Raw genomic sequence first — 22,638 nt, 5'->3', positions numbered from 1 at the left:
GCGACCGTTTTCCGCCTTGCCATGCATTTCGCCCGATGGGTGAATGAATGGGCATGGCGCTTCGGGATGTCTGACCGAATTGCGCGCCGACGCAACTCGCATGCGTCGGTAATCGCTTGTCGCCTGCCGGTTTCCAGTCGAGGAGAATTCGAATTGCGCCAGCTAGAGAACTGTGTCCAGGTTGATTACTCTCCGTCGTTCTCCCAGCACCGCATGTGGTTCCTCGACCGGCTGGCCGGTGGTCGCGACACCGCGTACGTCACCACTCCGATGTGGCGGGTGCACGGCCGGCTCGACCGGGAACGGTTCCAGACGGCGGTGGACACGGTGGTCGACCGGCACGACGCGCTGCGCGCCCGTTTCGTGGAACGCGACGGCATGCCCCGGGTCGTTCTGCCGCCATCGGCCGGCACCCCCGTCGACTGGCGCACCGCCGGCTCGGCCGCCGAGGTCGCCCGGGCGGCCGAGGTCGAGGCGGAGCGGCCGTTCGACCTGGCCACCGGACCGCTGCTGCGGGTCGTCGTCTGGACGCTCACCGACACCGAGCACGTGGTCCTGGCGGCGACGCATCACATCGCCTCCGACGGCTGGTCGGTCGGCCTGCTGGCCCGCGAGCTGGCCGCCGCGTACGCCGGGGAAACCCTGCCCGACCTGCCCGTCCGGTACGTCGACTACGCCGAGCGGCAGCGCCGCGAGCTCGACGGCGACCGGCTCCGCGCCGACCTGGACTACTGGCGTGACCGGCTCGCCGGCCTGCCCGCGCTGACCCTGCCCACCGACCGGCCCGCCCCGGAGCGACCGTCGCACGCGGCGGCGACCACCGAGTTCGTCCTCGGCCCGGACCTGGTGGCCGGCCTGCACCGCGTCGGCCGGGAACACGGCGCCACGCTCTACATGACGCTGCTGGCCGCGTTCCAGGTGCTGCTGGGCCGGTGGAGCGGGCAGGACGACTTCGGCATCGGCTCGCCGGTGGCCGGCCGGGACCGGCCCGAGGTGGAGAACCTCATCGGACTGTTCGTCAACACGGTGGTCACGCGCGCCGACCTGAGTGGCGACCCGACGTTCGCCGAGCTGCTCGGCCGGGTCCGCGACGACGCCCTCGACGCGCTCGACCACCAGGAGGTCCCGTACGAGCGGGTGGTCCGCGAGTTGCGGCCCGAGCGGCCGGACACCGACTCGCTTATCGACGCCTGGTTCGCGATGCAGAACGTGCCGGGCGACGGCCCCTCGGCCGGACCGCTGCGCTTCACCGACTTCGAGACCGACCGCCCCAAGGCGCTGTTCGCGGTGTCGCTGTTCGCCCAGCCGCGCGGCGACGAACTCGCCATGACGCTTGTCTACCGGACGGATCTGTTCGATGCGGTGTCGATCGGTCGGTTGGTGGGTCGGTGTCGGGAGTTGTTGGTGGCGGTGGTGGCTGATCCGGGTGTGCGGGTTGGTGGGTTGGGGTTGCCGTCGGGGGAGCGGGGTGTGTTGCGGCGTTTCGGTGCGCCGGAGGTGGTGGGCCGGGTGGTGGATCCGGTGGTGGGGTTCGAGGAGCGGGTGCGTCGTGGTGTGGGTGCGGTGGCGGTGGTTGCTGCTGGTGGGGTGGTGTCGTACGGGGAGTTGAACGCGCGGGCGAATCGGGTGGCGTGGTGGTTGCGGGGCCGTGGTGTGGGTCCGGAGTCGCTTGTGGGTGTCCGGTTGCCGCGTGGGGTGGACATGCTGGCGGCGGTGTTGGGTGTGTTGAAGGCGGGTGGGGCGTATGTGCCGATCGACCCGTCCTGGCCGGCCGAGCGGGTCGACGTCGTCCGCGCGGACGCCGGGCTCGAACTCCTGCTCGACGGCGAGCTGCCGGACGGCGGCCGGGACGACGACCCGGGTGTGCCGGTCGCGGACGGGCAGTTGGCGTATGTCATCTACACGTCGGGGTCGACCGGACGGCCGAAGGGTGTCGGGGTGTCGCGGGCGGCGATGGCCGCGCACGTGTCCCGGATGCGACGCCGGTTCGGACTCGGGCCGGCCGACCGCGTGCTCCAGTTCGCCGCGCTGGCCTTCGACGCCTCGATCGAGCAGATCTTCCCGGCGCTGACCTGCGGGGCCGCGCTGGTGCTGCCCGAGCACGGCCTGGTCGCCCCGGCCACCCTGCTGCCGCTGCTGGCCCGGCACGGCGTGACGCTCGCCAACCTGCCGCCGGCGTACTTCGGCGAGCTGGTCGCCGAGCTGACCGAACGGGACGGCGAGGTGCCGCGAGACCTGCGGCTGATGGTGCTCGGCGGCGACCGTGTCCGCCCCGGCGACGTGGACCGTTTCGCGTCCCGGTGCCCCGACGTGACGGTGCTCAACGCGTACGGCCCGACCGAGACCACAGTCACCACGACGGTCGCCGACCTTCCGCCGGGCCTCACCGGCACGCCGCCGATCGGCCGGGCGGTGGGGGACCGGGCGTTGTACGTGCTGGACGGTTCGCTGGCCGAGGTGCCGGTGGGTGCGGTGGGTGAGTTGTTCGTCGGTGGCACGCAGTTGGCGCGGGGTTATCTGGGCCGGCCGGGTGCGACGGCGGAGCGGTTCGTGCCGGACCCGTTCGGTGGTGAGCCGGGTGGCCGGTTGTATCGGACCGGGGATCTGGTGCGGTGGCGTGCGGACGGGCAGTTGGAGTTCCGGGGGCGGGCCGACGGTCAGGTGAAGGTGCGTGGGTTCCGGGTCGAGGTGGGTGAGGTCGAGGCCCGCCTGCGGGAACACCCGGGCGTACGCGACGCCGTGGTCATCGCCTGGCAGGACCGCCTGGTCGCCTACCTGGCCGCGGACGGCGTGACCGCCGACGAGGTACGGCGGTGGCTGGGCGAGCGGCTGCCCGGGTTCATGGTGCCGGCGGTGGTGATCGTCCTCGACGAACTGCCGCGCACCGTCGGCGGCAAGGTCGACCGGGACCGGCTCCCGGACCCGGAGGGCCACCGTCCGGACGTGAGCGTGGGCTTCGAGGGCCCGCGTAACCCGACCGAGGAGGCGATCGCGGACGTCTGGCGGCAGGTGCTGCGGGTCGACCGGATCGGCATCCACGACGACTTCTTCGACCTGGGCGGCCACTCCCTGCTCGCCACCCTCGCGGTGGCCCGCCTGGTGAAGGCGCTCGACCGTCCCGTCGACGTGCGGACCTTCTTCGCCCACCCGACCATCGCCGAGTTCGCCGCCGCGCTGCCCGCGTCCACCGCCGGCGCCGCGCCCGCGATCACCCGGCTCCGGCGCAGCGGCGACTTCCCGCTCTCGTTCGCGCAGGAGCGGATGTGGTTCCTGCACCGGCTGGAGCCCGACGCGCCCGACTACATGGCGGCGCTGGCCTGGCGGGTGGACGGACCGCTGCACCGGGACCGGCTCGACCGGGCGCTGCGGCAGCTCGTCGACCGCCACGAGTCGCTGCGGACCACCTTCCCGGTGGTCGACACGCAGCCGGTGCAGCGGGTCGCCGCCATCGGCGACGTGACCGCCGACTGGTACGACACCCGATCCGCCGCCGACCCGTACACCGAGGCGGTGACGCAGGCCGAGCGGGAGCTGCACCGCCCGTTCGACCTGGCGTCCGGCCCGCTGTTCCGGGCCCTGGTCTGGCAGCTCGGGCCGGAGGACCACCTGCTCGTGCTGGCCATGCACCACATCGTCTCCGACGGCTGGTCGATGGGCGTGCTGGTACGCGAACTGGGCGCCGCGTACGCCGGGGAGTCGCTGCCGGAACTGCCGGTGCAGTACGCCGACTACGCCGGCTGGCAGCGCCGGGAACTCACCGGCGAGCGGCTCGACACCGAACTGGCCCACTGGCGGGAGCGGCTGGCCGGCCTGCCCGCGCTGGAGCTGCCCACCGACCGGCCCCGGCCGGCCCGCCCGTCCTGGGCCGGCGCGACCCACGAGTTCACCCTGGACCCCGAACTGGTGGCCGCGCTGGAGCGGATCGGCCGCGCGCACGGCGCCACGCTCTACATGACGCTGCTGGCCGCCTTCCAGGCGGTGCTGGCTCGCTGGACCGGGCAGGACGACTTCGGCGTCGGGGTGCCGGTGGCCGGGCGTACCCGGCCCGAGGTGGAGAACGTCATCGGCTTCTTCGTCAACACACTGGTGATGCGCGCCGACCTGAGCGGCGACCCGACGTTCACCGAGCTGCTCGGCCGGGTCCGTGACCGGGCGCTGGACGCCTACCAGTACCAGGAGCTCCCCTTCGAGCGGGTGGTGGAGGAGCTGCGCCCCGACCGGGAGGCCGGCCGGTCCCCGCTGTTCCAGGCCATGTTCGACCTGGAGGTGCGCTCGATCGCGGCGCCCCGGCTCGGCGTCGCGCGGCTGCGTCCCGCCGAGATCCCGTTCGACGTCACCAAGTTCGACCTGATGGTCACCTTCACCACCGACCCCGGGGCGGCCGGCGGCTTCGTGCAGTACCGGACGGATCTGTTCGATGCGGTGTCGATCGGTCGGTTGGTGGGTCGGTGTCGGGAGTTGTTGGTGGCGGTGGTGGCTGATCCGGGTGTGCGGGTTGGTGGGTTGGGGTTGCCGTCGGGGGAGCGGGGTGTGTTGCGGCGTTTCGGTGCGCCGGAGGTGGTGGGCCGGGTGGTGGATCCGGTGGTGGGGTTCGAGGAGCGGGTGCGTCGTGGTGTGGGTGCGGTGGCGGTGGTTGCTGCTGGTGGGGTGGTGTCGTACGGGGAGTTGAACGCGCGGGCGAATCGGGTGGCGTGGTGGTTGCGGGGCCGTGGTGTGGGTCCGGAGTCGCTTGTGGGTGTCCGGTTGCCGCGTGGGGTGGACATGCTGGCGGCGGTGTTGGGTGTGTTGAAGGCGGGTGGGGCGTATGTGCCGATCGACCCGTCCTGGCCGGCGCAGCGGCGGGAGCTGCTGACCTCCGACCTCGGCGTGAGCGTGGTGCTGGACGGCGAGCTGCCGGACGGTGGCCGGGACGACGACCCGGGTGTGCCGGTGGACGGCGGGCAGTTGGCGTATGTCATCTACACGTCGGGGTCGACCGGACGGCCGAAGGGTGTCGGGGTGTCGCGGGCGGCGATGGCCGCGCACGTGTCCCGGATGCGACGCCGGTTCGGACTCGGGCCGGCCGACCGGGTGCTGCAGTTCGCCGCGCTGGCCTTCGACGCCTCGATCGAGCAGATCTTCCCGGCGCTGACCTGCGGGGCCGCGCTGGTGCTGCCCGAGCACGGCCTGGTCGCCCCGGCCCAGCTCGTCGCCGACGTGGAACGGCACCGGGTGACGGTGATGGAGGTCGTCCCCGGCTACCTCACCGAGCTGATCGCCGAGGTCACCGCCGACGGCACCTCCGCGCCCACCTGGAGCCCGGCCGCGCTGCGCCTGCTGGTGCTCGGCGGGGACGAGGTACGCCCGGCCGACCTGGCCTGGTGGCGGCGGCACCACCCGGACGTCGCAGTGGTCAACACGTACGGCCCGACCGAGACCACGATCAGCGCCACCGTCTACGACGTGCCGTCCGCAGTGGACGGCGCGGTGCCGATCGGCCGGGCGGTGGGGGACCGGGCGTTGTACGTGCTGGACGGTTCGCTGGCCGAGGTGCCGGTGGGTGCGGTGGGTGAGTTGTTCGTCGGTGGCACGCAGTTGGCGCGGGGTTATCTGGGCCGGCCGGGTGCGACGGCGGAGCGGTTCGTGCCGGACCCGTTCGGTGGTGAGCCGGGTGGCCGGTTGTATCGGACCGGGGATCTGGTGCGGTGGCGTGCGGACGGGCAGTTGGAGTTCCGGGGGCGGGCCGACGGTCAGGTGAAGGTGCGTGGGTTCCGGGTCGAGGTGGGTGAGGTCGAGGCCCGCCTGCGGGAACACCCGGGCGTACGCGACGCCGTGGTCATCGCCTGGCAGGACCGGCTCGTCGCCTACCTGGCCGGCGACGCGGTCTCCGTCGACGACCTGCGCGACCGGCTGGGCGAGCGGCTGCCCGGGTTCATGGTGCCCGCCGTGGTCATCGTCCTCGACGAACTGCCGCGCACGGTCGGCGGCAAGGTCGACCGGGACCGGCTTCCCGACCCGGCCGGCTACCGGGCCGCGCCCGGCGCCGACACCGAACCGCCGCGTACGCCCACCGAGGAGGCGATCGCGGACGTCTGGCGGCAGGTGCTGCGCGTCGACCGGATCGGCATCCACGACAACTTCTTCCACCTGGGCGGCCACTCCCTGCTCGCCACCCGGGTCGCCATCCGGCTGCGCGCGGTCTTCGGCTGCGAGGTGGCCGTCCGCACCCTCTTCGAACAGCCCACCGTGGCGCGACTCGCGGTAGCAGTCGAGGACCGGTTGATGGCCGAGATCGCCGCGATGAGCGACGAGGACGTCGAGCAGGCACTGAAGGAGCAGCAGGCATGAGCACCATCCACGGCTTGGTCGAGGCGCAGGTCCGGCGTACCCCGGACGCGGTCGCCCTGGAGTTCGAGGGCGCGGAGCTGACCTACCGCGAGCTGGACCGGCGGGCGAACCGGCTCGCCCACGCCCTGCGCCGCCGCGGCGCCGGGCCCGAGACGGTCGTCGCCGTCGGCGCCCAGCGGTCCCTGGACCTGCTGGTCGTCCTGCTCGGTGTCCTCAAGAGCGGCGCGGCGTACCTGCCGCTGGACCTGGAGCTGCCCACCGACCGGCTGACCTACATGGCCGGCCAGGCCGGCGCGGTGGCAGTGGTCCGCGGCCCCGGCATGGACGTCGACCTGGGCCTGCCCGGCCTGCCGGAACTGACTGTCGCCGACACGGCCGACGAGTCCGCCGAGCCGTGCGACGTCGCCGTGGACGAGCGCAACGCCTGCTACGTCATGTACACCTCCGGCTCGACCGGGCGGCCCAAGGGCGTCGTCGTCGAGCACCGGGGCGTGGTCAACCGGCTGCGCTGGGGTCAGCACGAGTACGGCATGACCTCCGACGAGCGGGTGCTCCAGAAGACCCCGTACGCCTTCGACGTGTCCGTGCACGAGCTGTTCTGGCCCCTGACCGTCGGCGCGCGGCTGATCCTCGCCCGGCCCGGCGGGCACCGGGACACCCGGTACCTGGTGGAGATCATCCGCAGCCGGGAGATCACCAGCGTGCACTTCATCCCGACCATGCTGGCGCTGTTCGCCGGCGAACCCGGCGTCGCCGAATGCCACAGCCTGCGCCGCATCCTCGCCAGCGGCGAAGCGCTCCCCACCGACCTGCAGAACCGGGTGCTGCGCGTCCTGCCCGACGTCGAACTGCACAACCTGTACGGCCCGACCGAGGCGTCCATCGAGGTCAGCGCCTGGGCCTGCCGGCCGGAGTGGACCGGGGCGAGTGTGCCGATCGGCGCGGCCGTCGACAACACCCAGCTGCACATCCTGGACCCCGAACTGCGTCCCGTGACCGGCGACGACCCGGGAGAGCTGTACCTCGCCGGTGTGCAGCTCGCACGCGGCTACGTCGGCCGGCCGGGCCTGACCGCCGAGCGGTTCCTGCCCGACCCGCACGGCGAGCCGGGCGGGCGGATGTACCGCAGCGGCGACCTGGCCGGCTGGCACCGACCCGGCGTGGTCGACTACCTCGGCCGGGTCGACGAGCAGGTCAAGCTCGCCGGCAACCGGGTCGAGCTGGGCGAGATCCAGGCGGTGCTCGACGACCAGCCCGGCGTACGCGCCTCGGTGGTGGTGGCCACCGGCGAGGCCGCCGAGAAGCGCCTCGTCGCCTACGTCGTCGGGGACCGTCTCGACGTCGGCGAGCTGCGGGACCGGCTGGCCGGACGGCTGCCCGGCTACATGGTGCCGTCGACGTTCGTGCCGCTGGCCGAGCTGCCGCTGACCCCGAGCGGCAAGCTGGACCGAAAGGCGCTGCCCGCCCCGGACCGCCCGGACATGGCCGTGGCGTACCGGGCCCCGGAGAACCCGGTCCAGGAACGCCTCGCCAAGGTCTGGACCGACGTGTTCGGCGTCGCCCGGGTCGGCGTCGACGACACGTTCTTCGCCCTCGGCGGGCACTCCCTGCTTGCCGTACGGCTGATCGCCCGCCTGCGCGAGGAACTGGGCGTGGAGGTGTCGCTGCGCGACCTGTTCGAAGGACTTACCGTGTCCGCCCTGGCCGAGACCGTCGCGGACGCGCCCGCCACCGACCCGGCGCCGGCACTGGTCGCCGGAGCCGACGACGCCCCGGCGGTGGCGTCGTTCGGCCAGGAGCGGCTGCTGTTCCTGCACCGCATCCATCCGGACAGCCCCAGCTACGTCATCCCGGTCGCCTGGCGCGTCGACGGGTACCTCGACGAGGACACGCTGCGCCGGGCCCTGCACCGGCTCGCCGCCCGGCATGACGCGCTGCGTACCCGCTTCACCGGCGACACCCCGGTGGTGGACCCGGAGCCCACCGTCGCGCTGACCCGGCTCGACGCCGCCGCCTGGACCGACGAGGCGGCCGCCGCGCTGATCCGCGAGCCGTTCGACCTGGCTGCCGGGCCGCTGTGGCGTGCCACGCTGGTCCGCCTGCCCGGGCACGACGTGCTGCTGCTCGTGCTGCACCACCTGGTCGCCGACGGCTGGTCGCTCGGCGTCGTCGCGCGCGAACTCGCCGAGTTGTACGCCGGCGCGACGCCGCCCGCACCGCCGGTGCGCTACGCCGACTTCGCCCGCTGGCAGCGCGCCGACCTCAGCCCGGACCGCGTCGCCGCCGAACTGGACTGGTGGCGCGACACGCTCGACGGCGTACCCGCGCTGGAACTGCCCACCGACCGGCCCCGGCCGGCGGTGCTCGGCGCGGACGGCGCCACCCACCGCTTCGCGCTGCCGCACGACGCGCTGCCCCGGCTCGCCGCGCTGGCCCGGGAGCAGCGGACCACAGTGCACACGGTCCTGCTGGCCGCGTTCCAGGCGCTGCTCGGACGGTGGAGCGGCCAGCACGACTTCGCCGTCGGCACCCCGGTCGCCGGCCGGACACGCGGCGAGCTGGAGAACGTCGTCGGCTTCTTCGTCAACACGCTCGCGGTCCGCGCCGACCTGACCGGCGACCCCACGCTGACCGAGCTGGTCGGGCGGGTCCGCGCGGCCACCCTGGGCGCCTACGACCACCAGGACGTGCCGTTCGAGCAGGTGGTCGCGCAGCTGCGGCCCGAGCGGGACCTCAGCCGCACCCCGGTCTACCAGACCATGTTCGCGCTGCGGGACACCGCGGTGACCGCGCTGCGGCTGCCCGGGCGGACCGTGACCGAGCTGCCGCTGGGCTGGCGTACCGCCAAGTTCGACCTCACCCTCTTCGTCGACCAGGCGCCCGACGGCACCCTCACCGGTCTGTTCGAGTACGCCACCGACCTGTTCACCCCGGCCACCGTGGACCGGCTCGCCGGTGCGTACGCCCGGCTGCTCGACGCGCTGGCCGACGACCCCGGCACCCGGCTCGGCGACTGGCCGGCCGTCGACCCCGCCGAGTGGGACGCGCTGCGCGCGGCGGGCACCGCCGCGGCACCGGAGCTGCCCGCCCGGCCGCTGCACCACCTCGTCGCCGACCGGGTCGCCACCGGCGGCGACCGTGCCGCCGTGGTCGACGGCCCGGTCGTGTGGACGTACGCCGAACTGGACCGGCAGGCGAACCGGCTGGCCCACCACCTGATCGCCCTCGGCGTGGGCCCGGAGACCGTGGTGGCGGTCAGCCTGCCCCGCGGCGCCGGCCTGGTCCGCGCGCAGCTCGCCGTGCTCCGCGCCGGCGGCGCCTACCTGCCGCTGGACGCCGACCAGCCGGCCGGGCGCAGCCGGCACATGATCGCCGACACCGGCGCCACGGTGCTCGTCACCGGCGGCGGGCACCACGACGGCGCGGGCCTGGACTGCCGCGTCGTGGACCTGGTCCGCGACGCCGCCGAGGTGGACCGGCGGCCGGCGACCGACCCGGCGATCCCGGTCGACCCGGAACAGCTCGGCTACGTCGTCTACACCTCCGGCTCCACCGGCCGCCCCAAGGGCATCGGGATCACCCACCGCGGTCTGGTCCGTACCGTCCACGACGGCGGGTACCTGACCCTCGGGCCGGACGACCGGGTCGCCTTCGCCGCCAACCCGGTCTTCGACGCGGCCACCTTCGAGGTGTGGGCCACCCTGGTCGCCGGTGCGACGCTCGTGGTCACCCCGCCCGACGTGGCGCTGTCCACCGCCGCCCTGGCCGCGCACCTGGCGCGGCACCGGGTCACCACGCTGTTCCTCACCACCGCGCTGTTCCACCAGGTCGCCCGGGAACGCCCGGACGTCCTGGGCCGCCTGCGGCACGTGCTGTTCGGCGGGGAGGCCGCCGACCCGGCCGCGGTGGACGGCCTGCTCGCCCACGGCGGCCCCGGCCGGCTGCTGCACATGTACGGCCCGGCCGAGTCCACCACCTTCGGCACCTGGCACCAGGTCACCGCGCCGGCCGGCGCGGGCAGCGTCCCGATCGGCCGCCCGATGCACCACACCACCGCGTACGTGGTGGACCCGGCGCTGCGGCCCGTCCCGGTCGGGGTGGTCGGTGAGCTGATGCTCGGCGGCGCCGGGCTGGCCCGCGGGTACGTCGGCGCGCCCGCCCGCACCGCCGAGCGGTTCCTGCCGGACCCGTTCGGCGCGCCGGGAGGCCGGGTCTACCGCACCGGTGACCTGGTGCGCTGGACCGCCGACGGGGTGCTGGAGTTCGTCGGCCGGGCCGACGGCCAGGTGAAGGTCCGCGGGTTCCGGGTCGAGCCCGGCGAGATCGAGACGGCGGTCCGCCGCCACCCGGCGGTCCGCGACGCGGTGGTGCTCGCCCGCCCCGACCGGGCGGGTGTGCTCAGCCTGGTCGCGTACGTCGCCGCCGACCCGGCGGAACTGGGCGACCTGCGGGCCCACCTCGGACGGACGCTGCCGGCGTACCTGGTGCCGGCCGCCGTGGTGGTCCTCGACGAGCTGCCGCTGACCCGCAACGGCAAGGTCGACCGGGCCGCCCTGCCCGAACCGTCGTACGCCGCCGGCGCGGGCCGGCGCGAACCGGCCACGGAACTGGAACGGCACCTCGCGGAGATCTTCGCCGAGGTGCTCGGCGTCGCCGACCCGGGCATGGACGACGACTTCTTCGCCCTCGGCGGACACTCGCTGCTGGCCATCAAGGTGGTCGGCGCGGTCGCCGCGCGCACCGGCCGGGAACTCACCTTCCGGGACCTGTTCACCGCCCGCAGCATCGCCGGGCTGGCCCGCCTGCTCGACGAGGCCGAGCCGCTCGTCACCCCGATCGGCAGGGACACCGCCACCACCGGGCTGCCCGTCTCCTTCGGGCAGGAACGGCTGGTCTTCCTCGACCGGCTGGAGGGCGCCGGCCCGGCGTACACGATCCCGCTGGCCTGGCGGCTGACCGGACCGCTCGACGCCGGCCGGCTGGCCGCCGCGCTCGACGCGCTCGTCGACCGGCACGAGTCGCTGCGTACCCGCTTCACGCTCGCCGACGGCGTGGTCCGCCAGGACGTGCTGCCCGGCTGGGACGGCCTGGACCGGCGCGTCGCCGCCACCGAGGCCGAGGCGGCGGACGCGCTGGCCCGGGAGGCCCGGCGGCCGTTCGCGCTGACCACCGGCCCGCTGTTCCGGGCCGTGCTGTGGCACGCCGGTGACGTCCACCTGCTGCTGCTCGCCATGCACCACGCCGTCTCCGACGGCTGGTCGGCGGCGGTGCTGGTCCGAGAGCTGGAGGCCGGGTACGACGGGACCGCCCTGCCCCGGCCGCCGGTTCGCTACGCCGACTTCGCCGCCTGGCAGCGGCAGCGGCTCGCCGGTGACCGGCTGCGCGGGGAGCTGGCCCACTGGCGGCAGCGGCTGGCCGGCCTGCCGACGCTGGAACTGCCCACCGACCGGCCGCGGCCGGCGGTGCGCGACGGCGCCGGCGCGAGCGTCGGCTTCCACGTCGAGCCGGACACCGTGGCCGCGCTGGAACGGCTCGGCGCCGCGCACGGCGCGACGCTGTTCATGACGCTGCTCGCCGCCTACCAGGTGCTGCTGGGCCGGTGGAGCGGCCAGACCGACTTCGCCGTCGGCACGCCGGTGGCCGGGCGGGACCGACCGGAGGTCCGCGACGTGGTCGGGTTCTTCCTCAACACGCTCGTGCTGCGGGCGGACCTGACCGGCCGCCCCACCTTCACCGAGCTGCTCGGCCGGGTCCGCGACGACGCGCTCGCCGCGTACGAGCACCAGGAGCTGCCGTTCGGGCGGCTTGTCGAGGAGCTGAGCCCGGACCGGGACCTGAGCCGGTCGCCGCTGTTCCAGGCGCTGTTCAGCTACAACGACTGGACGCTCGACACGCTACGGCTCGGATCCGCCGCCGGCGCCGTCCACCCGGTCGACCGGGGCGCCGCGAAGCTCGACCTGACGCTGGAGCTGGTGCACGGCCCGGACGGGCTGACCGGCTCGCTGGACTACACCACGGACATCTTCGACGCCGACACGATCCGGCGGATGGCCGGGGCGTACCAGCGGGTGCTGCGGGCCGTGGCCGCCGACCCGGCGGCCGGGATCGGCGACCTGCCGCTGGCCGACCCGGTCGCGCCGGCGGCGGTGACCCGGCCGGCCACGCCGTTCCGGTCGCTGCCCGACCGCATCGCCGACCAGGCGCGAGCCACCCCGGACGCCACCGCGCTGGTCGGCCCCGGCGGCGAGTTGACCTACGCGGAGCTGGACCGGCGCGCCGACCAGCTGGCCCACCACCTGCGCACGCGGGGCGTCGGCCCGGAGGACCGGGTCGGCCTGCGGCTGCCCCGCGGCGTCGACACGGTGGTCGCCGTGCTCGGCGTCTGGAAGGCCGGGGCGGCGTTCGTCGGCCTCGACCCGGACCTGCCGCCGCGCCGCCTGGCGCAACTCGCCGACGACGCCGGGGTACGGCTGGTGCTCGACCCGGAGACGCTGGCCCGGAGCCGGACCGAAGTCCTGCCGGCCGACCCGCCGGCCGTCGCCGCCGACCCGGCCCGGCTCGCCTACCTGGTCTACACCTCCGGATCCACCGGACGGCCCAAGGGCGTGCTGGCCGAGCACGGCGCGGTCACCGCGTACCTCGACACCATCCTGGCCCACTATCTGCTGGGCGCCGACGACGTCGTCCTGCAACGGGCCTCGCCCGCGTTCGACGCGTTCCTGCGCGACTGCGTCGGCCCGCTCACCGTCGGCGCGACGGTCCTGATCGCCGAACGCTCCGACCTGTCCACGATCGCCACCGACCTGCCCGGCCGGCCCGCGCCGACCGCGCTGCTGAGCATGGTCCCGTCGCTGCTGCACCAGCTCCTCGACACCGGTGACGTCGCCGCGGCGACGCTGCCCGCGCTGCGGCTGCTGGTGCTAAGCGGCGAGCCGTGCACCTCGGAGCTGCTCGCCAAGGTGCACACCGCGCTGCCCGCGCTGCGCCGGGTCGTCAACCAGTACGGCCCCACCGAGGCAACCGTCACCACCACTGTCGCCGACCTCGACCCGGGGACGCCCCACGAGTCGGTCACCATCGGCGTGCCGATGCCCGGCACGTACGTGCGGGTGCTCGACGAGGCGCTGCGCCCGGTGCCGGTGGGCGTCTTCGGCGAGGTGCACATCGGCGGCACCGGGGTCAGCCGCGGCTACCGCAACCGGCCCGGCCTGACCGCGGCGGCGTACCTGCCGGACCCGGCCGGACCGCCCGGCGCGCGGATGTACCGCACCGGCGACGCGGCACGCCTGCTGGCGGACGGGACGCTGGAGTTCCGGGGCCGGCTGGACCGGCAGGTCAAGGTACGCGGCGTCCGGGTCGAACCGGCCGAGGTGGAGGCCGCCCTGGCCGCTCACCCCGCGGTCGGCGCCGCGGCCGTGGTGGCCCGCCCGGACGGGCCGGACGGCTGGCGGCTGGCCGGCTACGCCCAGCGGATCCCGGGCGCCGGCGTCACCGAGGCGGATCTGCGCCGCCACCTGGAGGACCGCCTGCCGTACGCGATGATCCCGGCCGAGCTGCTGCTCCTCGACGCCCTGCCGCTGCTCGGCAACGGCAAGGTCGACCGGGCGGCGCTGCCGGAGATCCGGGCCGGGCGGCCCGCAGTGGACCGGGTGGCCCCGCGCACCGGCACCGAGCGGGTCGTCGCCGAGATCTGGGCCGAGCTGCTGGACCGGCCCGACGTCGGCGTCGAGGACGACTTCTTCGCCCTCGGCGGCCACTCGCTCACCGCGCTGCGCGTCATCTCCCGGCTGCGCGACCGGCTGGCCGCCCCGATCACCCTGCGCGCCTTCTTCGAAGCCCGCACCATCGCCCGGCTCGCCCGGAAACTGGAGGAGACCCGATGACCGCCCTCACCCCCGCCCAGCACGAGCTGCTCCGCCGGCGGTTCGCCGGAGCGGCCCCCGCGACCGCCCCGGCCGGGATCATCCGGGGCAGCGGCACCCGCGACCTGCCGGTCTCCTTCGGGCAGGAACGCCTGGTCTTCCTCGACCGGCTCGACGGCGCCGGCGCGGCGTACACCATCCCCGTCGCGTGGCGGCTCACCGGGCCGCTGGACCGGGAGCGGCTCGACGCGGCGTTCGCGGCCCTGGTCCGGCGGCACGAGTCGCTGCGTACCCGGTTCACCGTCGTCGACGGGGTGGTCCGGCAGGACATCGTGGACGGCTGGGCGGGCGTCGACTGGCGGGTCGCCACCGACGCCGCCGAGGTCGCCGCCGCGGCCCGGGCGGCGGCGGGGGAGCCGTTCGACCTGGAGACCGGCCCGCTGTTCCGGGTCACCGGGTGGCGGCTCACGCCCACCGACCACGTGGTGCTGCTGACCCTGCACCACATCGTCGCCGACGGCTGGTCGATGGGCGTGCTGGTCCGCGACCTGGAGGCGTTCTACACCGGCGACCCGTCGCCCGAGCCGCCGGTGCGGTACGCCGACTACGCGGCCTGGCAGCGCCGCACCGCCACCGAGCAGCGGGTGGAGCGGGACCTCGCGTACTGGGCCGACCGGCTGGGCGGGCTGCCGCCGCTGGCGCTGCCCACCGACGGCGACCGCCCGGCCGGACGCTCCACCGCCGGGGCCACCTGCGACTTCACCGTCGGGCCGGAGCTGGTGACCGCGCTGGAGCAGCTCGCCAAGGAGCGCGGCGCCACCCTGTACATGGTCCTGCTGGCGGCGTTCGAGGTTCTGCTGTCCCGGCTCTGCGGGCAGGTCGACTTCGGTGTCGGCACCCCGGTTGCCGGCCGGACCCGGCCGGAGGTCGAACAGGTCGTCGGCTTCTTCGTGAACACGCTCGTGCTGCGGGCCGACCTGGCCGGGAACCCGTCCTTCGGCGACCTGCTCGACCGGGTCCGCGCCGACGCCCTCGGGGCGTACGACCACCAGGAGACGCCGTTCGAGCGGGTCGTCGACCGGGTCGGCGCGGACCGCAGCCTCGACCGCACACCCCTGTTCCAGGCCATGTTCAGCCTCGACGACGACGCCGACGACCGCCCGGTACGCCTCGGCGCGGTCAGCGGCGCGCGGTTCGACCTGGACCTCGACGCGGTCAAGTTCGACCTCATGCTGCAGACCGCGCGCCGTCCCGACGGGCTGGCCGCCGCCTTCTTCCACCGGGCGGACCTGTGGCACCCGGAGACCACGCGGCGCTGGGCGGGGCAGTACCTGAGGCTGCTGGAACAGGCGGTCGCCCACCCGGACACCCCGCTGGCCGAGTTGGACCTGCTGCCCGCCGACGAGCGGCACCTGATCGCCGGCTGGACCGCCCCGGTCCGCGAGTACCCCTCGCCGGACCTGCTGCACGAGCGGTTCGCCCGCCACGTGGCCGCCGACCCGCACCGGATCGCGGTGGTGGCGGGACAGCAGCGGGTCGACTACGCCGGCCTGAACGCACGGGCGAACCAGCTCGCGCACCGGCTGCGTGCGGCCGGCGTCGGACCGGAGACGACTGTGGCGCTCTGCGTGCGCCGCGACGCCGACCTGGCCGTCGGCATCCTCGGCATCCTCAAGGCCGGCGGGACGTACGTGCCGCTGGACCCCGAGCACCCGCGGGACCGGCTCGCGTACGTGGTAGCCGACGCGGGCGTACGGCTGGCCGTCGTCTCACCGGAGCTCGCCGACCGGGTGCCGGTGGCGCCGGCCGGGGTGCTGCGCCTGGACACGCTCGACGGTGAGCCGACGACGGATCCGGAGGCGGTCACCGACGCCGACCACCTCGCGTACGTCATCTACACCTCCGGCTCCACCGGCCGGCCCAAGGGCGTGGGCGTCGCGCACCGGCAGGTGGTCCGCCTTCTCGACTCCTGCGTGGACGCGCTGGACCTGCCGCCGGGCGGGGTGTGGAGCCTGTTCCACTCGTACGCCTTCGACTTCTCGGTCTGGGAGCTGTGGGGCGCGCTGACCCGGGGCGGCACCGTCGTGCTCGTCGACCGGGACACCGCCCGCGACCCGGAGCGCTTCGCCGGCCTGCTGGCACGGGAGCGCGTGACGATGCTCAGCCAGACCCCGGGAGCGTTCCGCAACCTGCGCGCGGCGCTCGGCGACCGGCCGCTGGCCGGCCTGGGCGTGCGGCACGTGGTGCTGGGCGGCGAGAAGCTCGACCTGCCCGAACTGGACGGCTGGCTGGACGGCCCGGGCGCCGGGGTGCGGCTGGTGAACATGTACGGCATCACCGAGACCACAGTGCACGTCACCCACCGCCTGGTGACCGCCGCGGACCTGACCGGCGACGCCGTCTCCCCGATCGGGCGGGCGCTCGGCGACCTGACCGTGCACGTGCTGGACCGGCACCTGCGGCCGGTCCCGATCGGGGCCACCGGCGAGATGTACGTCGGCGGCGCCGGACTGGCCCGCGGCTACCTGGGCCGGCCGGGGCTGACCGCGGAGCGGTTCGTGCCGGACCCGTTCTCCACCGTCCCGGGGGCGCGGCTCTACCGCACCGGCGACCGGGCGCGTCACCTGCCCGGCGGCGAACTGGAGTACCGGGGACGCGCCGACGACCAGGTGAAGATCCGGGGGCACCGGATCGAGCTGGGCGAGGTGGAGGCCGCGCTGCTGCGCCATCCCGCCGTCGCGCAGGCCGCCGTGGTGGCCCGGGGCACCCGCAGCGGTGAGCACCGGCTGCACGCGTACCTGGTGGTCGGTGCCGGGCTGACCGGTGAGGAACTGCGGCGCTGGCTGCGCGACCGGCTGCCCGAGGCGATGGTGCCCGCCACGTTCACCGTGCTGCCGGCGCTGCCGCTGACCGCGAACGGCAAGGTGGACCGGCGGGCGCTGCCCGACACCGACGGCCCGGCGCTGGACGCCACCCGCGAGTACGTCCCACCGGCCACCCCCACCGAGCGGGCGCTGGCCGAGGTGTGGTGCGCCGCCCTCGGGGTGGACCGGGTCGGCGTCACCGACCGCTTCTTCGACCTGGGCGGGGACTCGATCCTCGCGCTGCGGGTGGTGGGGCTCGCCGAGCGGCGCGGTCTCACCGTGGCGCTGCGCGACGTCTTCGCCCACCAGGCACTCGGCGAGCTGGCCCGGGCCGTCGACGCGGCCGCCGACGGCGGCTCCGCCGCGGCCGGGCCGGTGGAGCCGTTCGCGATGGTCGCGCCGGCCGACCGGGACCGGCTGCCCGCCGGCCTGGCGGACGCGTACCCGCTGACCCGGATGCAGCAGGGCATGCTCTACGAGCTGCTCGCCGACGCCGGCAAGGGCGCGTACCACAACGTGACCAGCTTCCGGGTGCAGGAGCCGGCCGGGTTCGACGCCGCCGCCATGCAGGCCGCGGCGGACGCGGTGGCCGACCGGTACGAGATCCTGCGCACCGGCTTCGACTGGAGCTCCTACGAGGAGCCGCTGCAACTGGTGCACGAGCGGGCCGCGCTGCCGGTCGGGGTGGACGACCTGCGCGGCCTGACCGGGGCGGAGCAGGCCCGGCGGGTCCGGGAGTACCTGCACGCCGAGTCGGTGCGCTGGTTCGAACTGGCCGAGCCGCCGCTGATCCGGCTGCACGTGCACGTGCTGAACGACGCCGAGTACCGGCTCACCATCACCGACTGCCACGCCGTCCTGGACGGCTGGAGCCTGACCTCGCTCATCGCCGAGCTGGTCGACCGGCACCGCCGTGCGGTCACCGGCGCGGGCCCGGAGCCGGCGGCCGGTCCGGTGCCGCGCTTCGCCGAGTACGTGGCGCTGGAACGCGCCGCGGTGGACGACCCGGCGGCCCGGGCGTTCTGGGACGACATGGTGGAGCGGTTCCCGCCGGTACGGGTGCCCCGCTCGGTCGGCGCGGCACCCGCCGACAAGTCGACGTGCGAGGTGGTACGCGACTACGCGCACCTGCGCGACGGCATCGACGCGCTGGCCGCCCGCGCCGGGGTGCCCCGCAAGACGGTCCTGTTCACCGCCTACTACCACCTGATGGGGCAGCTCGCCGACGGCGAGGCGTACTCGACCGGCTTCGCCACGAACGGGCGGCCCGAGCGGGCCGGCGCGGAGGGCATGCGCGGCCTGTTCCTCAACGTGGTGCCCTTCGGCGTCCGGTCGTCCGCGACGACCTGGCTGGGGCTGCTCCGGGACGTGTTCGCCGCCGAACGGGACCTGCTGCCGCACCGCCGGTTCCCGCTCGCCGAGGTGCAGCGCGGCCGGTGGGCCGGTGAGGTGCTCGTCGACACCGCCTTCAACTACGTGCACTTCCACGCGCTGGGCAGCGAGCACAAGCAGGAGATCGAGGAGATCGCCCGCACCAACTTCGGGCTGATGGTCACCACCGGCCCGCAGGGCGTGTCCGTCGAGGCCGACGCCGGGCGGATGTCACCGGGGGAGGTGGAGCGGCTCGCCGACGCGTACTGCGCGCTGCTGGCCGCGATGGTCGCCGACCCGCAGGCGGCGCCGGGTCTGCCGGCCGCCGACGGCGCGACCCGGACGCCGGCCGCGGCCGCCGCGGCGGACCCGCGCAGCGTGGTCGACGTGCTGGCCGCCCGGGTCGCCGCCGGGCCGGAGCGGGTCGCGCTGGTCCTCGACGGGACGACGCTGAGCTACGCCGAGCTGGATGCGCGCGCCAACCGCGTCGCGCACCACCTGCGGCGGCACGGCGCCGGCCCGGAGCGGGTCGTCGGGCTCTGCGCGGAACGCTCGGTGGACCTGATCGTCGGCATGCTCGGCATCCTCAAGTCCGGCGCGGCGTACCTGCCGCTGGACCCGCGCGACCCGCGCGCCCGTCTGGAACTGCTCGCGGCGGACGCCGGGGCGGACCTGGTGCTGGCGCAGCCGGCCTGGCGGCACCAGGTGCCGGCCGGGGCCGTGGTCACGCTGGCCGAGGAGACGTTCGCCGGGGAGCCGGCCGGGCCGCCGGCGCCGGGGCCGGACGCCGACAACGTGGCCTGCGTGCTCTACACCTCCGGTTCCACCGGACGGCCCAAGGGCATCGCGGTGACCCACCGGGCGATCGTGGACTCGTTGCTGGGGCAGGACTTCGCCCACCTCGGCCCGGACGAGACGGTGCTGCACCTGAGCAGCGTCAACTGGGACGCGGCGCTGTTCGAGATCTTCGGCCCGCTGCTGCACGGCGGCACCTGTGCGCTCTATCCGGCGCAACCGCTCACCCCGGCCGGCATCGTGGCCGCGATCCGCCGGCACGGCGTGACCACCGCGTTCCTCACCACCACCCTGTTCAACCTGGCGGTCGAGCAGGTGCCGGCGGAGCTGGGCGAGCTGCGGCAGATCGTCTTCGGCGGGGAGGCGGCGTCCGCGCCGCACTGCCGGGACCTGGCCACGCGCTGGCCGCACCTGCGCCTGGTGAACGGGTACGGCCCGGTCGAGACGATCTTCGTCGTCACCGCGCACCAGGTCCGTGACCTGCCGGCGGACGCGGTCAGCGTGCCGATCGGCCGGCCGCTGGCCCGGACCACTGTGCTGGTGCTCGACGACGCGCTGCGCCCGGCGCCGGTCGGCGTGGCCGGCGAGATCTACCTGGGCGGCGACGCGCTGGCGCGCGGCTACCTCGGGCAGCCGGGGCTGACCGCCGACCGGTTCGTGCCGGACCCGGCCGGTGGCGGGCGGCGGCTCTACCGCACCGGCGACCGGGGACGCCTGCGGGCCGACGGCACGCTGGACTTCGGCGGGCGGGTCGACGGACAGGTCAAGATCCGCGGCCGGCGCATCGAGCTCGGCGAGATCGAGGCGGCGCTGTCCGCACGTCCCGACGTGGCGATGGCGGCGGTGGCCGCCCGCGCCGACGAGCCCGGCGACGCCCGGCTCGTCGCGTACCTGGTGCCGGTCGCCGGGCTGGACCTGCCCGAGGCCGACGTGCTGCGCCGCTGGCTGCGCGAGCGGCTGCCCGCCTACCTGGTGCCGTCCGCGTTCGTCGCGCTGGACGCGCTGCCGGTGACCGGCAACGGCAAGCTCGACCGGGCCGCGCTGCCGGAGCCGACGGCGGCGCCGGAACGCCCGTACGTGGAGCCGCGCACCGAGGTCGAGGCGACGCTGGCGAAGCTGTGGGCGGAGACGCTGCGACTGGACCGGGTCGGCGTGCACGACGACTTCTTCGACCTCGGCGGGCACTCGCTGGCCATCGTGCGGCTCGCCGCCCGCGCCTGCGACCTGGGCCTGCCGGTCGGGGTGGCGGACCTGGTCGAGCACCCGACCGTCGCGGCGCTGGCCACCGCGATCGCCGCCCGCGACCGCGGTCCGGAAGGAGCGGCGGTACGGCACGAGGGCGGTGTCGTGGTGACCCTGCGCGACGGCGACCCCGGCCTGCGCCCCCTGTGGTGCGTGCACCCCAGCGGCGGCAGCGTCGCCTGGTACCTGCCGCTGGCGCAGGCGCTGCCCGCCGGCCGCCCGGTGCGCGGCCTCCAGGCCCGGGGGATCGACGGCGGCGTCGACGCCGACACGATGACCGGCCTGGCCGACGACTACCTGCGTGAGCTGCGCGCGCACCAGCCGCACGGCCCGTACGCGCTCCTCGGCTGGTCGATGGGCGCCAACATCGCCCAGGAGATGGCGATCCGGCTGACCGCCGCCGGCCAGCAGGCGGACGTCCTGCTGCTGCTCGAACCGGCGGTGCCGGACGAGACCGGCATGTTCGCCGTCACCGAGGCGCTGGACCTGCTCGACCGGGCGGTCGCGATGCGCGCCGCGATCCGGGAGCTGACACCGGGCACCCCGGCCCGGCTCAGCCAGGAGCGCGAGCTGGTGGCCACCCTGCTGGCGGCCGGCGTCGACGAGTCCGAGGCGGCGCTGGGCGCCGACTGGCCGGTGGCGATGTGGACGGCGCTGCTGCGCGCCGCCGCCGGCTACCGCCCGCAGCCCTACCGCGGGCCCGCGCACCTGCTGGTCACCGCCGAGGCGGCCACCGCCGGACCGGGCCGCCCCTCGGTGGTCGCCGGGGAGAACGGGTCCGCCTACGAGCGGCGCTGCCGGGAGATGTTCCCGGACGCGCTCACCGTCCACCACCTGCCCGGCACCCACCGGAGCATGGTCACCGAACCGGGCGTGGCGGCCGTCGCCGCCCTCGCCGCCGAGCTGCTGGAGCGTACGGCATGAGCACCGCGATCCTGACCGACCGTTATCTGCTGGACGACGACCTTGTCGCCGACCCGTACCCGTACCTGGCCGCGCTGCGGGCCGCCGAACCGGTGCACTGGAGCCCGGTGCACCGGGCCTGGCTGGTCACCGGCTACGAGCCCGCCGCCGCCTGCTACACGATGCCGGAGATCTCCGCGGACCGGATCAGCCCGATGCTGGCCCGGACGCCGCTGGAACTGCTCAGCCCCGAGGCGGCCCGGGCGTTCTCCATCATGGCCGGCTGGATGGTCTTCGTGGACCCGCCCGAGCACCGCCGGCTGCGCAGCGTCTTCCGCGGCGCGTTCGGGGCCCGGCAGGTGCGGCGCAACCGCCCGATGGTGCAGGAGGCGGTGAGCCGGCTGGCCGCCCGGGCCGGGGGCGGCGAGGGCACCATCGACCTGGTGGCCGACTTCGCCCGCCCGCTCCCGGCGACCGTCGCCGCGGCCTGGATGGGCGTGCCGGCCGAGGACACCGCGATGTTCCAGCGCTGGGCGATCGAGGTGGGCGACCTGGCCCTGGGCTCGGTGCAGTCGCCGGAGGAGCACGAGCGCTCGCAGCAGGCGCTGCTGGACCTGTTCGACTACCTGCGGGTGCTGGTGCGGGCCCGGCGGGCCGCGCCCCGCGAGGACCTGATCAGCGCGGCGCTCGCCAACGGCCTGGTGGGCGACTCGGTGAGCGAGGACGAGTTCGTCGCCATGCTAACCCACGTGGCGTTCGCCGGTGGCGAGACCACCAGCAACCTGATCGCGGTCGGCACCTGGAACCTGCTGCGCCACCCCGGCCAGCTCGCCCTGCTGCGGGCCGAACCGGAGCTGGCCGCGGTGGCGGTGGAGGAACTGCTGCGCTTCGACGGGCCGTCCAAGATGTCCATCCGGCACGTCAAGGACGACGTCGAGCTGGCTGGGCAGCGGCTGCGCGCCGGCCAGCGGCTCTACGTGGTCACCGCCGGGGCGAACCGGGATCCGGCCCGCTTCGACCGCCCGGACGAGCTGGACCTGCGCCGGCACCCGAACCCGCACCTGGGTTTCGGGCAGGGCGGGCACTTCTGCCTGGGCGCCCCGCTGGCCCGGCTGGTCGCCGGCGCCGCCTTGACCGACCTGCTGGCCGCGGCGCCCGGCCTGGCGCCCGCCGGCACCGAGGTGCGGTGGCAGCCGTCGCTGCTCAACCGCAGCCTCGCCGCGCTGCCGGTCCGGCTCTGACACCCGCGGGCCGTCCGGGCCCGCGCCGCACAC

The 22,638-nt window shown here is 75.1% G+C and carries 4 protein-coding genes; all 4 read left to right on the top strand.

Translation table 11 applies throughout. The features are described from left to right. Nucleotides 1-21 precede the first annotated feature (21 nt). Genes O7611_RS17090 through O7611_RS17075 form a run of 4 tightly spaced genes read left to right on the top strand, consistent with a single transcriptional unit; the run spans nucleotide 22 to nucleotide 22,605 of the window. Nucleotides 22-6,327, top strand: coding sequence for an amino acid adenylation domain-containing protein (locus O7611_RS17090; RefSeq protein WP_332367421.1), 6,306 nt, complete (start codon nucleotides 22-24; stop codon nucleotides 6,325-6,327). After that, on the top strand, nucleotides 6,324-14,210 hold the full coding sequence (locus tag O7611_RS17085; RefSeq protein WP_269697202.1) for a non-ribosomal peptide synthetase: 7,887 nt from the start codon (nucleotides 6,324-6,326) through the stop codon (nucleotides 14,208-14,210). Before O7611_RS17090 ends, O7611_RS17085 begins: the two co-directional genes overlap by 4 nt. Further along, complete coding sequence (locus tag O7611_RS17080; RefSeq protein WP_269697201.1) at nucleotides 14,207-21,385, top strand: non-ribosomal peptide synthetase; 7,179 nt, start codon at nucleotides 14,207-14,209, stop codon at nucleotides 21,383-21,385. The genes O7611_RS17085 and O7611_RS17080 overlap by 4 nt, the downstream gene beginning before the upstream one ends. Further along, complete coding sequence (locus O7611_RS17075; protein ID WP_194798983.1) at nucleotides 21,382-22,605, top strand: cytochrome P450; 1,224 nt, start codon at nucleotides 21,382-21,384, stop codon at nucleotides 22,603-22,605. The genes O7611_RS17080 and O7611_RS17075 overlap by 4 nt, the downstream gene beginning before the upstream one ends. Nucleotides 22,606-22,638 lie beyond the last annotated feature (33 nt).

Source organism: Micromonospora sp. WMMC273, from assembly GCF_027460285.1.
In the GTDB taxonomy this organism is placed as follows: Bacteria; Actinomycetota; Actinomycetes; order Mycobacteriales; family Micromonosporaceae; genus Micromonospora; species Micromonospora aurantiaca.
This window is presented reverse-complemented; position numbering and strand designations above follow the sequence as displayed.